The 12,652-nt window shown below is 65.4% G+C and carries 12 protein-coding genes; 8 read left to right on the forward strand and 4 right to left on the reverse strand.

Annotated features, from left to right (window positions below):
• The first annotated feature begins 117 nt into the window (after nt 1-117).
• Both FJW07_RS05890 and FJW07_RS05895 read left to right on the forward strand, forming a co-directional pair.
• On the forward strand, nt 118-714 hold the full coding sequence (locus FJW07_RS05890) for a TetR/AcrR family transcriptional regulator (RefSeq protein WP_140855190.1): 597 nt from the start codon (nt 118-120) through the stop codon (nt 712-714).
• A gap of 100 nt (nt 715-814) precedes the next feature.
• A complete protein-coding gene (locus FJW07_RS05895) occupies nt 815-1,645 on the forward strand; it encodes an aldo/keto reductase (RefSeq protein ID WP_140855061.1) in 831 nt (276 codons plus the stop codon).
• 89 nt (nt 1,646-1,734) lie between these two features.
• Here the strand turns inward: FJW07_RS05895 and FJW07_RS05900 are convergent, their stop codons facing one another.
• Both FJW07_RS05900 and FJW07_RS05905 read right to left on the reverse strand, forming a co-directional pair.
• On the reverse strand, nt 1,735-3,330 hold the full coding sequence (locus FJW07_RS05900; RefSeq protein ID WP_246680674.1) for an alpha/beta fold hydrolase: 1,596 nt from the start codon (nt 3,328-3,330) through the stop codon (nt 1,735-1,737).
• Between the two features lie 551 nt (nt 3,331-3,881).
• On the reverse strand, nt 3,882-4,181 hold the full coding sequence (locus FJW07_RS05905; protein WP_140645442.1) for a hypothetical protein: 300 nt from the start codon (nt 4,179-4,181) through the stop codon (nt 3,882-3,884).
• A 146-nt stretch (nt 4,182-4,327) separates the two neighbouring features.
• Here FJW07_RS05905 and FJW07_RS05910 point away from each other — a divergent pair, with 146 nt between their 5' ends.
• The 5 genes from FJW07_RS05910 to FJW07_RS05930 all read left to right on the forward strand — a co-directional run bounded on the left by FJW07_RS05910 (nt 4,328) and on the right by FJW07_RS05930 (nt 8,967).
• A complete protein-coding gene (locus tag FJW07_RS05910; protein ID WP_140855067.1) occupies nt 4,328-5,227 on the forward strand; it encodes a VOC family protein in 900 nt (299 codons plus the stop codon).
• 40 nt (nt 5,228-5,267) lie between these two features.
• Nucleotides 5,268-5,870 carry a sulfotransferase family protein gene (locus FJW07_RS05915; protein WP_140855070.1) on the forward strand — a complete coding sequence of 201 codons (603 nt, stop codon included), beginning with the start codon at nt 5,268-5,270 and terminating at the stop codon, nt 5,868-5,870.
• A 93-nt stretch (nt 5,871-5,963) separates the two neighbouring features.
• On the forward strand, nt 5,964-6,929 hold the full coding sequence (locus FJW07_RS05920; protein ID WP_140855072.1) for an RNA polymerase sigma factor: 966 nt from the start codon (nt 5,964-5,966) through the stop codon (nt 6,927-6,929).
• Nucleotides 6,930-7,038: 109 nt separating this feature from the next.
• Entirely contained in the window at nt 7,039-7,488 is a 450-nt protein-coding gene (locus FJW07_RS05925; RefSeq protein WP_246680675.1) for a carboxymuconolactone decarboxylase family protein, read from the forward strand.
• Between the two features lie 93 nt (nt 7,489-7,581).
• On the forward strand, nt 7,582-8,967 hold the full coding sequence (locus FJW07_RS05930) for an amidase (RefSeq protein WP_140855075.1): 1,386 nt from the start codon (nt 7,582-7,584) through the stop codon (nt 8,965-8,967).
• 52 nt (nt 8,968-9,019) lie between these two features.
• On the opposite strand, the gene FJW07_RS05935 is transcribed toward FJW07_RS05930, so the two are convergent.
• Both FJW07_RS05935 and FJW07_RS05940 read right to left on the reverse strand, forming a co-directional pair.
• Nucleotides 9,020-9,796, reverse strand: a complete 777-nt coding sequence (locus FJW07_RS05935; RefSeq protein WP_140855078.1) for a DUF2270 domain-containing protein — start codon at nt 9,794-9,796, stop codon at nt 9,020-9,022.
• A 115-nt stretch (nt 9,797-9,911) separates the two neighbouring features.
• On the reverse strand, nt 9,912-10,118 hold the full coding sequence (locus FJW07_RS05940) for a hypothetical protein (RefSeq protein ID WP_140652129.1): 207 nt from the start codon (nt 10,116-10,118) through the stop codon (nt 9,912-9,914).
• A 304-nt stretch (nt 10,119-10,422) separates the two neighbouring features.
• Between FJW07_RS05940 and FJW07_RS05945 the strand changes: the two genes are divergently transcribed.
• A complete protein-coding gene (locus FJW07_RS05945; protein WP_246680684.1) occupies nt 10,423-12,618 on the forward strand; it encodes a cation:proton antiporter in 2,196 nt (731 codons plus the stop codon).
• Nucleotides 12,619-12,652: the final 34 nt, after the last annotated feature.

A 12,652-nucleotide genomic window follows, 5' to 3' on the forward strand; every position in this document is an offset into this window, starting at 1 on the left:
TATGATAAAGCCACTCCACTAAAGCGGAGGTGCCTCCGTTTATTTAACTGGGGTCTGGCCAGTCATGGTTCAACCCCCCATATTGCGTTGGTGGAGAAAAAAGTGCCCGACCGGGAAATGACCGCTGAAGCGACGCGCGACGCGCAGGCGCCAAAGCCGTTGCGCGCCGATGCGCAACGTAACCGCGACAGACTGGTCGAGGTGGCGGCGCAGACTTTCGCGAGCGACGGCGTCGATGCCTCGCTGGAGGAGATCGCCAAGCGGGCGGGGGTCGGCATCGGCACGCTCTATCGCCATTTCCCGACGCGCGAGCATCTGGTCGAGGTGGTCTACCGCCGCGAGGTGGAAGGCCTCTGCCACGCGGCCGAGGAACTGGTGCGCGACCATCCGGCCGATGTCGCGCTGGAGCTCTGGATGCAGCGCTTCGTCGACTACATCGCCACCAAGCGTGGCCTCGCCACCAGCCTGCGCCTATTGCTCACCACCAACTCGACGCTGTTCTCCGACACGTCCGGCCGCGTCTCCGGCGCCATGCGAGGCCTGATCGAGGCCGCCGCCGCCTCGGGGAAAATCCGCGCCGACGTCGACGCTTCCGATGTGATGCACGCGCTGGGCGGCATCTACTCAGCGCCCAACACGCCGGATTGGCGAGAACGGTCGGGGCGGCTGGTGAAGCTTTTGATGGATGGGTTGCGGTTCGGGGCGAGGGGCTGAGGCGCCGCAGCTGCCGGCGCCGCCAGCTCCAACCCGACTAGCATTCCCCAACCCACGGCCTACATAGTCGGCACCACCCTCCCTCCCAAAAGGATCCCCCATGTCCGAACAGCTCACATTGAACGACGGCGCCGCCATCCCCCAGATCGGGCTCGGTGTGTGGCAGGTCGATCCCGACATCACCGCCAAGGTCGTTCGCTGGGGCGTCGGGGCCGGCTACAGGCTGATCGATACCGCCGAGGGTTATCGCAACGAGGAAGGCGTCGGCGAGGCGATCCGCGCCGCCGGCGTGCCGCGATCCGAACTCTTCATCACCTCCAAGCTCCGCAACGGCGGGCATCAGCGTGACGCAGCGCTGCGCGCCTTCGACGATACGATGCAAAAGCTCGGCATCGGCAAGATCGACCTCTTCCTCATCCACTGGCCGGTGCCCAGCCAGAACAAATATGTCGAGGCCTGGAAGACGCTGGTCGAGCTCCAGAAGGCCGGCCGGATAAAATCGGTCGGCGTGTCGAACTTCAATCAGGAGCATCTGGAGCGCGTCATCGGCGAGACCGGCGTGACGCCGGTCGTCAACCAGATCGAACTGCACCCGCGCTTCCAGCAGCGCGACAAGCGCGAGTTCCACGAGAAGCACAACATCCATATCGAGAGCTGGAGCCCGCTGGGCAGCGGCCGGCTGCTGGCCGATCCGACGCTGGAGAAGATCGCGGAGAAGCACGGCAAGTCGGTGGCGCAGGTCATCATCCGCTGGCATTTGCAGGAAGGGCTGATCGTCATTCCGAAGTCGATCCACCAGGAGCGTATCGCCGGCAATTTCGACGTCTTCGGTTTCGAGTTGGACGCGGACGACATGCAGACCGTTCACGGTCTGGATTCGGCCGATGGCCGCACCGGGCCTGATCCGGCCACGGCGGCGTTCTTGTTCTGAGGCGCTGCGCCCCTATTGGTGCGGCGTCGGAACCTCCAATCTTCCCACTGATGGCGAAATGAGCAGTTCTGCCGACGACATGCCGCCGCTCATCCGGTGAGCGCAGAGATGGTCTTTCGCGACATCAATCCGGTGACGAAGCTTCGGATCTCGTCAACCAGGCGGTCGCAATCTTCACCCCAGATCACGTGGTCTCTGCCGGCCAGCTCGACGTATCTGGCGCCTTGGATGTGGGTTGCCAAATAACGCCCTTCCTCTGGGCGTACCCAACGGTCGTCCGTCCTCTGCACGACCAGCGTCGGGACGCGGATCGCCGGCAGGATGTCGCGAACGTCGACTTCGGTACCCCAGCGCCAGAGCGCGATTGCATCGGCGGGCGAGGCCGAATTCCGGAGATAGGCGGCGAACCATTCGCGTTCGACCATGTTTTCGGTCAGGCTCGGCGCTGCGTTGCTCATGTCGGCGGGTTTGCCCCATTGCCGCTCCACGGCCGCTACATCGTCGTCCACCTGCGCTGCAGTTCTTGCCCAGGGATACTCTTTTGACCAAGTGCCCTTGGCGTAGGTTCCGTTAAGCACCAGCGCGGACGTACGCTCGGGATAGGTGATGGCGAAAAGCATGCACATCGGACCGCCCTCCGAGCTGCCGAACAACACCGCTCGCGTGGAGCCGACTGCGTCCAGTACCGCACGCACATCCTCCATGCGCTCTTCCAGCGTCGGCAGGCCGACATTGCGGTCGGATAGACCGGTGCCGCGTTTGTCGAATCGGATCAGGCGTGAAAAGGTGCCGAGCCGCTTGAGCACATGCGCGAAGCGCGGCGAGCCCCAGGCAAGGTCGAGATTGGAGACCCAGCCGGGCACGTATATGAGGTCAATCAGCCCTTCGCCGGTCACCTGATAGGCAATGTTGATTCCTGCCGATTTGACGTAATGGGTGGTCGGTGGCATCGGCTCGCCGCCGGAAAGGCTCCCACCGGCATTTGCCCCCGAACCGGCCGCCGGCTCGGCGGCCGCAACCGGACGCTTCGAGTAGGGCGATGAGCTCATACGGCGTGTCCGCAGAGCCTCGTACAGTTGGCGCGTTTCCAGTTCTGGCGGCAGTCCGAGATCTCTCTCCAGCGCCTCACGGCAGAGCTCATACTGTTTGAGAGCAAGGTTGATGCGGCCCTGCGCGGCATAGGCTCTCATCAATGCCCGGTGGATATCTTCGCGCAGAGGCTCCATTGCGAGCAGTCGCGCAGCCGTGCGCGCACAGGATGAAAGGTCGTTCGACGCGCTGTAATGCGCCACCAGCCTGTCCAGCGCTGCAACCGCGATCGTTCTCAGGCGCTCGCGTTCAACTCGAAGCCAGTCCTCGAACGGCTCCTCTTTCAAGCCAAGACCGTCGAGCAGCTCGCCGCGGTAGACGGCGAGTGCCTGCTCAAGGTGTTCGGGCGACGATCCTGTCGCAAGCGTCTCGAACCGGGCGACATCGAAGTCGATCTCGTCGAGATACAGGGCGACACTGGCGCCGTTCGTCACAAACCGTCCGCTGCCGCACTTGTGCATGGCCTTTCGGATGGCCGAAACGGCTTGCCTGAGGCTCATCCGGGCCTGGGTTTCGCCATTCAAGCTCCAGAGCAGGGCGGCCAGCTTCTCGCGCGATTGTGCCTGTCCGGCTTGCAGGGCGAGATAGGCCATCATCGCCCGTGCCTTACGGCTCAAGGTTGGAGCAGCCGCGCCAGTACCGGCGAGAGCAAATCCGCCCAGAAGATAAAGATGAGGCCCTATCATTGGGTTCGGCCCCGGCCACGGTTATGGCAATTCTTTCGCTTCGCCCCTGCTAATTCAACCGCTATCTGTCCCAAGCGGTCTTTTTCACGTTTCGATCACGCTACCTTCTCCAGCTTTATCACGGTCGCGCCAGAGAGTTGGCCGAACCTGAAACGTGGGAGACGTCAATGCTGCCATTCAGCCCGACCGACTGGCCCTTCCGGCAAGATGACGGTTTCTACCGGCCCCAAGGCAACCCACCCGCAATCTTTCGTCACGACATCGCCCAGGCGCGGTACTTGGAGCGGCAGCTAGCTCAACGGTTTCCCGGCGCCGCCAGGATAAGTCTGCCAATGCTCGTGAGCCGGCTTCTTGCCTTGGCGGCGTCGGCCCGCGCAGCGCTCTCTCGCCGGCGTGCCGGGCGAGGACCCGCCTCGTTTCGGCTTTGAAAGCCTGCCTTCCGATACACGGCGGGCTTCACCCTAAATCCCGTCTCCGTCCACCAGCGGCACATCCTCGCCCTCCCATGGGCTCGGCATCGACCCGCGTCCGGCGGTCGGCAGCGGCATCCAGCATCTGAGCTCCGGCTCGGCATATTCGACGACGCGGCCAGGCGAGGAGTCCGACGCCCGCCAGCCTTCCTCGCCGAACTGGTCGGCGCGCGACCAATAGGCCATGTCGACCTCGGCCGGTCCTTGCTCCGAGGAGCGCACCGTCACCAGGATGCGGCTGCCGTCCCGCGGCGCGCTCGCCATGTTGCGCCACTGTTCGGTCTCGTCCATGCGATCTCCTCCTGCTGAACCAATTCCAGAAAAACCGGCCGTCGCAATAGTCGCTGCCCGCCGGGAAGGGGTCAACCCGAACTTGGAGCGCGACAGGCTTTTCATTCACAACTAATATGTCATTGGCCGCAATCGGACAGACGACGATGGATGAAGGATTGCTGTCTCCAGTGACCCGGCTCGGGCCGGTCCATCTCAGGGTGACCGACATGCCGGCGGCCTTGAATGTCTGGCGCGACGCGCTCGGGTTGGCGCTGCTTAGCGAAGACGCCACTATGGCGGAGCTTGGCGCCGGCGGCCGGACGCTGATCGTGCTGCACGCCGGCGCGGAGGCACCGCTGCCGCAGAAGTCGCGCGATCTCTTCCACGTCGCCATCCATATCACCAGCCGCCGCGATCTAGCGCACACCGCCGCCCGCCTCAAAGCATCTGGCTTACGGTCCAGCGCCCAGGATCACTTGATTTCGGAATCGCTCTATGTCTCCGATCCCTCCGGTAACGGCATCGAGATCTGCTTCGACACGCCGGAGCGCTTGCTGCGTCGCGAAATGTCGCCCAACGGCCGCGTGACGCTGATTGCCACCGACGGCAGCGCGCATTCGGGGCTCGAGCCGCTGGACGTGTCGGGCCTGCTGCGCGACCTCGGCAACTCCGGCCATATCGAGCCGAGGATGGCGCAGGATGCCTTTATCGGCCACATCCATTTGCGCGCCCGCGCGCCCGAGATGCTGATGAAATTCTATCTCGGCGTGCTCGGCTTCCGGCCGCATATCCAGTCCCGGACCTTCGGCATGTTCGACTGCGGCACGGCGCGCCGCGCCCACATGGTGGCCTTCAACATCTGGGCGCGCGACGAGCTGCGCGAGCCGCCGCCGGGTGCAGCCGGCCTCGACCATTTCACCATCGAGCTTGGCTCGGCGCAGGAGCTCGCCGCCGTGGAGCGCAGGCTCGAAGCGGCCGACATACCGGTGAAAAGGGACGGTCGCGTTATCTCGACCGCCGATCCGGAAGGCAACCGCCTGCGGCTCGTGGTCCACGGAGATTGATCGTAGCCGCTGGAAAACGTGGAGAAGTGGAGGAGGGGAAATGTCGCTCAAGGTGATTGGAACCGGCTTTGGCCGGACCGGGACGGATTCGATGCGCGAGGCGCTTACCATGCTGGGTTTCGGCCCTTGCCATCATATGTCGGAGGTGATGGCGCGTGAGGAGCAGAAGGCGCTCTGGCGGGCGCTGGCCAAGGGCGCCGCGCCCGACTGGGATAGGCTCTTTGCCGGTTATAAATCCTGCGTCGACTGGCCCTCGGCGCATTACTGGCGCGAGCTGATCGAAATCTATCCCCAGGCGCGCGTCATCCTGACCTGGCGCTCGCCCGAAAGCTGGTGGGAGAGTTTCGAAAAGACGCTCCTGCCCGCCATCGCCGGCAGCACGGACCATGACTCGCTCGGCATCTCGCTCGTTTCGAAACAGGTTTTTGACGGCCGCCCGCAGGATCGCGCCCACGCGATCGCGATCTACCGGGACAATGTCGAGGCGGTGCTGAGCACCGTGCCCGCCGAACGTCTGCTGGTCCACAAGCTCGGCGACGGCTGGGCGCCGCTTTGCGCCCATCTAGGCATTCCCGTGCCGGACGAACCCTATCCCAGCCGCAACTCGACCCAGGAGTTTCGGACGGCGCTGTCGCTGAATTAGACGAGTTCGGGTCGATGAATACAGGCATCCGAACTTTCCGGTCGCTCATCGCATCCTGTCCCTTGTGATATGATCAGGAAAGGGGATCAGGCCATGGGGCAAGCCAGTTTTGATCGCGGTCGAGGCCAGCCCGATGCGGCGCTGGTGATGGCTGCGCGCTTCGGCGAGGCGAACGGTTTCGGCCTGTTGCTCGAGCGCTACCGTCCGCAACTCCATGCCATGGCCCTGTCGATGCTGGGCTACACCGGCGATGCCGAGGACGCGGTCCACGACACGTTCCTCACCGCGCTCGTCCGGCTGGACGGCCTTCGCGATCCCGCCGCCGTCGGCGGCTGGCTGCATTCGATTCTCAGGAACCATTGCCTGATGGCGCTGCGACGGCGCCGGCCCTGTGCCGGACCCGCCGAAACCGAGCGCACATTCCGCGAGCTTGCCGACGAGGAACGCATCGAGAGCCGCATCGAAAGCCGCGACCTGCGCGACTGGGTGTGGGCTGCGCTGGCGCATCTGCCGGAAATGCAACGCGCTACCGTGATGCTGCGCTATTTCGGCAGCTCGCCGGGCTACGAGGAGATATCGACCGTTCTGGGCGTGCCGGTGGGCACAGTGCGCAGCCGGCTGGCTGACGCCAAGATCAGGCTTTCGGAGCTGCTGCTTGCATCGGCCGGCCTGCCCGACAGGGAGCATCAGAAGCTGGTGGCGGAGCGGCTGGCTTTCTACACCGAGGAATACCGCTCGCTGCAGCGCGGCGGCAAGGAGCGTGTGCTTTCCCACTATGCCGAGGAGCTCGACATCGCCTTCGCCGGCGGGCCGCGCGGCATTGGGCGCCATCTGTTCGGCGAGGCCATCGACGAGGATGTCGGCGCCGGGGTTCGCCATGAGCCGGTGCGGGCGCTGGTCAGCGCCAACGTCACCGTGCTCGAGGGCGATTTCGTCAACCCACCCGAGAACCCGTTCCATTGCCCGCCAAGCTTCGCCATCGTTTTGATCCACGGCGAGCGCCAGGTGCGCATGATGCGCGTCCACACCTGCGAACGGCCGCCGCGCCTCGAGGAATGACATCTTCGTGAAGTTCGCCGGCCCAGCGAACTTTTCGATCCGCCCCATCATCCTGTCTAGGTCACGCGGCCGATTGCCGGCGCGTCAACCACAGCAAGGAGGAATTCCGATGTTTGCCTTTCTCGCAGTCAGATTGAGCCGCGCCGTCGTTCTGAGCTCGCTTGCCATGCTCGCGACGCCGTTGCTTGCCAATGCCGACGATTACGATGCGACGCTGAAGGACATCCAGTCGACGATGGGTGGCGTGCCGAGCTTCATCAAACAGTTTCCCAAGGCCGGTCTGCCCGGCGCATGGGCCGAGGTCAAGGCCATCGAGCTCAGCGACAAGACGGCGCTGCCGCCGAAGGTCAAGTCGCTGATCTCGCTGGCGGTCGCGGCGCAGATTCCCTGCAGCTACTGCATCTGGTCGGACACGCAGGACGCCAAGCGCGCCGGCGCCACCGACGAGGAGATCCAGGAAGCCGTCGCCATGGCGGCTCTGACCCGCCACTGGAGCACCATCTTCAACGGCATGCAGGTCGACTTCGAGCAGTTCAAGAAGGAGATGGGCGGGCAGTGAGACGGTAATGGGTTGAGGGACTGGGGCAGCAGGGAAATCTGCAGGCTATCGCTTCCTGCTGCCTTACTCCCCCAACACAGGGAGAACACGCACATGACCGCCACTCTTGCCACCGACACCACCTTCCTGACCGCCACCCAACTGGCGGCGGCGATCCGCGAGCGGAGTGTGAGCGCAAGCGAGGCGATGGAGGCGCAGCTGGAGCGGATCGCCGCCGTCAATCCGCTCCTCAATGCCATTATCACCCTCGACGAGAAGGCCGCGCGCGACGGTGCCAGGGCAGCCGACGAAGCCATTGCGCGCGGCAAGACCGTCGGGCCGCTGCACGGCGTGCCGATTACGCTAAAGGACGGCCACGCCACCGCCGGCATGCGCACCACGATCGGCCTGAGGGCCTGGGCCGACCATGTACCGACGGTTGACAGCACCATTGCCGCGCGCCTGCGCAAGGCCGGCGCCATCATCATCGGCAAGACTAATGTGCCGCCGAGACTGCGCGACCTGCAGACCGTTAACCCGATCTTCGGCCGCACGGGCAATCCCTGGGATGTCACGCGCACGCCGGGTGGTTCCAGTGGCGGCGCGGCGGCAGCGGTAGCCGCGGGGCTCGCTCCGCTGGAGATCGGCAGCGACGCCGGCGGCTCGATCCGCGTGCCGGCGCATCTGTGCGGCGTCTATGGCTTCAAGCCGACGCAGGCAACTGTGCCGATCACCGGCAGCTATGCAGATCCCCCCGACATACCGCGCAGCTTCCGATTGCTGTTCGACATAGGGCCCCTTGCACGTGGCGTCGACGACCTCATCCTTGCCCACCGCGTTATCGCCGGCGCCGACGGCCTCGACACCGAAGTGCCGCCGGTGGCGACGGACGAGGAGCAGGAGCCGCCGCTCGACCGGCTGCGCATAGCCTTCGCGCCGGAATTCCCCGGCGTGCCGACCGCTCGCGATATCGCCGATGCGATTGCCGGTCTTGCCAGCGCGATCGACGCCAGCGGCGCACGGGTCGGTCAGGCCCTGCCGTCACATGATTTCGCCGCCGAGCGGGCGCTGTTTTCGGACTTCATCACCTGGTATTCGCAGGCCTTCCAGCCGCCGCTGGAAAACTCCCCCACGCTATCGACCTATCTCGAGGCGCTCAATCAGAGGGACGAATTCATCTACGCATGGGAGCGCTTGTTCGGCGATTGGGACGTGCTCGTCTGTCCGGCGATGATGTGCACTGCTTTTCGCCACCGGGAGATGGGAATGCCGATTCCGGTCGATGGTGTCGAGACGCCCTATTGGAGCGCGCTCAGCCACGCCTGTCGCTTCAACCTGACAGGTCATCCGGCCGTCGTCATTCCGATCGGCCTCGACCGAGAAGGCCTGCCGATCGGCGCCCAGCTCGTCGGCCGCCGCCATTCGGACATGAAGCTGCTGGCGGCCGCCAAGGCGCTGTCGCGCCTGACCGACGGCTTTGTCAGGCCGCCGGGATTGTGATCGCGCGGCACGCTCCAGCAAGCATGGCTGAAGTCCTTGGCGCGCCACTGTTTCACACATGCACGTCGCCGAACGACAGCTCGCCGTCATCGGCGCGGACCAGGAATGCGGCGGCAAGCAGCGCGAGATAGCAGGCGGCCACCCCGCACACGACGACGACGCCAGGGATGGGGCCCAGTGTCGCTACCCGGAACGTGTCGACGAGCGAGGCACCGAAGCCGATCGGAGAGCCTTCGCGCGACAGGCTCGGCGTGGTGATCTTCAGGATCCAGGCTAGCAGCAGGATCGTGTACATGAAGATGTAGTTGCGGCGCAGCCGCCTGATCAGCGCCGCGCGCTGCGAGATCAGGAAACGCGGCGAGCGCAGGCCTTCGCCGAGGATGGCGAGCCAATTGGAGGCATAGTCGGGCTGCGGCGAGAAGATCTGGGCGAAATAATAGCGCTCGAACTGCCGCACGCGGGCGCGGTAGACGTCGAAAAACCGGTAGCGCCGCGCCTCGATCCACAAAAGCAGGGTGATCAAAAGCATGGCGAACAAAAGCACGCCGTGATGCGCGCTGGGCGTCGACAGAGACACCGACAGCATCGCCGCCACCACGGTGATCGCCCAGTTGCTGGTGCGGTCGAGCCGGTCGCGCCAGCCCGCCATGCGCGCGATCTCGGCGCGATGGAAATGCGACAGCGTCGTGGTGAATTCGGGAGAACTAAGCTTCAGCGCCAGCGTATCGGAAGCGCGCGGCGGCGCGGCCGCTTCGGGTGATTTTGCTGGCGCGGCCGCCTCTGTCGGCCAAGCCGCGTCGGTTGGTTTTGCGGCCCTTGTCTGGGACATCCCTCTGCCATGCGCCTCCCGCCGCCATGGCCGGCCGGCCCGAGATCGGCCGGCCATACCCAATCCTCATAACGTGCGGCCGGCCAGAATGTTCCCGCCTTTTCAGGCGGATAAGTCAGGATGCAAGCGGGGGAAGACCACCATTCGCGCGCCGCGGAAAGGGCAGCACATCGGCTATCGGCCTGGCATGCTGGGCTGCCGCCACCGCCTCGATCACAAGGTCGAGCGCCGCAAGCGCCGCGCGGCTCGTTTCATCGTCGCCACGCAGGTAATGGCAGGCCCGGTCGAGGTGCAGGTGGGCGGCGGCAAAGTCGCTTTTCATTAGCTTCTCCTTATTGCCCGCCACGGCGCGACCATCGCCGAGTCGCTTTACCGGGAAGCAAAGATCGGCGGCGGCATTTGAATAGAATTGTAAGGGATGTGGCGCTGGAACTGCTGATCTCCCCCTTTGTGGGCGAGATTGGCAGCTTCGACGCCTGCAACCGAAGCACCGGCCAAACCGTTATGACGCGAAATCGAGGGGAGACAGCTTGTCCAAAATACTCAATCGGCGTTGGTCGATCGCGCTTGGTGCTGCGGCGCTCGCCCTGATCCCCGCCGTCGCCTTCGCCGCCGAGAAGACAGGCATGTCCTCGGAAGGCATTTTCGTCGCCGAGCTGATCCTGCTGCTTGTCGTCGGCCGCGGCATCGGCGAGGTGCTGGAAATACTGGGCCAGCCGGCGGTGATGGGACAGCTGATCGGTGGCATCCTGCTCGGGCCCTCGCTGCTCGGCTGGGTCTGGCCTGCGGCCGAGCGGCTGATCTTCGCCGGCGACCTATCGCAAAAGTCGATGATCAACGCCATCGCCCAACTCGGCGTCTTGATGCTGCTCCTGCTCACCGGCATGGAGACCGATTTGAGGTTGGTGCGACGCGTCGGCCGCGCCTGCTTTTCCATCTCGGCCGCGGGCGTGGCCATGCCCTTCGCGCTCGGCTTCGTCGCCGCCCAGTTCATGCCGGCCACGCTGCTTGCCGCCGGCAGCGAGCGCATCGTCGCCGGGCTGTTCCTCGGCACCGCGCTCTCCATCTCCTCGGTCAAGATCGTCGCCATGGTGGTGCGCGACATGAACTTCATGCGCCGCGACCTCGGCCAGATCATCGTCTCCTCGGCCATCATCGAGGACACGATCGGCTGGGTGATCATCGCCATCACCATCGGCATCGCCACCAAGGGGCGCATGGAGATCGGCAGCCTGGCCTTCACCATCGCCGGCGTCGCCGCCTTCATGGCGTTTTCCTTCACGCTAGGGCGCCGCATCGTCTTCGACGCCATCCGCTGGACAAACGATACTTTCCGCTCGGAATACGCGGTCGTCACCGTCATCCTCGCCATCATGGGCGCCATGGCTTTGATCACCGACCTGATCGGCGTGCACACCGTGCTCGGCGCCTTCGTCGCCGGCATTTTGGTGGGCGAGTCGCCCATCTTGTCGCGCCACATCGAAGGGCAGTTGCGCGGCATCATCACCGCGCTGTTCATGCCGGTCTTCTTCGGCGTCGCCGGCCTGTCGGCCGATCTCACCGTGCTTATCGATCCGCAGCTCGCGCTACTCACCGTGGCGCTGGTGGTGATCGCCTCGATCGGCAAGTTCGGCGGCGCCTTCATTGGCGCGGAAGTCGCCGGCATGAGCCGCGCCGAAGGCATCGCTGTCGGCTGCGGCATGAATGCGCGAGGTTCCACGGAGGTCATCGTCGCCTCGATCGGCCTGTCGATGGGCGTGCTTTCGCATAACCTCTTCACCATGATCGTCACCATGGCGGTCATCACCACTTTGATCATGCCGCCGACCTTGCGCTGGGCGTTGCGCCGCCTGCCGATCGGCGAGAAGGAAAAGAAGCGGCTGGAGCGCGAGGAGGTCGACCAGCGCGGATTCGTCGCCGGTCTGGAGCGGCTTCTGGTGGTGGTCGACGAGGGCGTCGTCGGCCGCTTCGCCGCCTATCTTGCCGGCGTCATCGGCGCCGGCAAGCCGACGACGGTGCTGCATTCCAGCGGCGAGATCGACGCCGAGCCGACCGAGGGGCTGCATCTGGAGGAGATCGAGAAGGGTGCGGAGGACAGCCGCGAGGCGGCGAAAAAGGGCGACGAGACGCCGGCGCGCGAAGCGCCGGTCACCCGCCGCCAGCACGAGGTGCTTTCGGCCGAGGCGGTCGCCAAGGAGGCGCGCAAGGGTTACGGCATGCTGCTCGTCGGCCTCGGCCGGGCGGTCACCCCCAAGGGCGGCTTCTCGCATCGGCTGAATGAAGTCGCCGGCGCCTTTGACGGGCCGCTCTGCCTGGTGTTGAAGCCGGCGGCCGCTGGCCGCCAGATGCCCCGGCTCGGCCCGGGATCCGGCAAGATACTGGTGCCGGTCAACGGCACGGCGGTTGCGCGCCGAGGCGCCGAACTGGCTTTGGCCATCGCCGCCGTCACCGGCGCGCCGGTCAAGATGCTCTATGTCGCCAGGGTCGGCCGCGACGAGCCGCGCGACACGGTCTCGCATCGCCGCCGAGAAGCGGTGTTGAAGGACATCGTGGCCCTTGCCGACCGCTACGGCGTCGAGATCGAGACGGCCATCCGCTCGCGGGCCGCCGCCGCCGATGCCATCGCCCGCCAGGCCGGCCGCAGCGTGGCGTTGATCGTCATGGGCGTGGCGCGGCGTCAGGGCGAGGAGCTGATTTTCGGCGAGACGACGACGGCCGTCCTGCGCCGCGGCCCATGCCCGGTGGTGCTGATCTCCGACGAGCGGGTGAAACGCGACGAGAGCGACCGCGAGGCCGTACGCACGGGGACTGGGGCAGGGTGATTGGCCGATCTCCCCCGCAGGGAGGGGATTACTC

It is taken from the genome of Mesorhizobium sp. B3-1-9, from assembly GCF_006439595.1.
Lineage (GTDB): Bacteria > Pseudomonadota > Alphaproteobacteria > Rhizobiales > Rhizobiaceae > Mesorhizobium.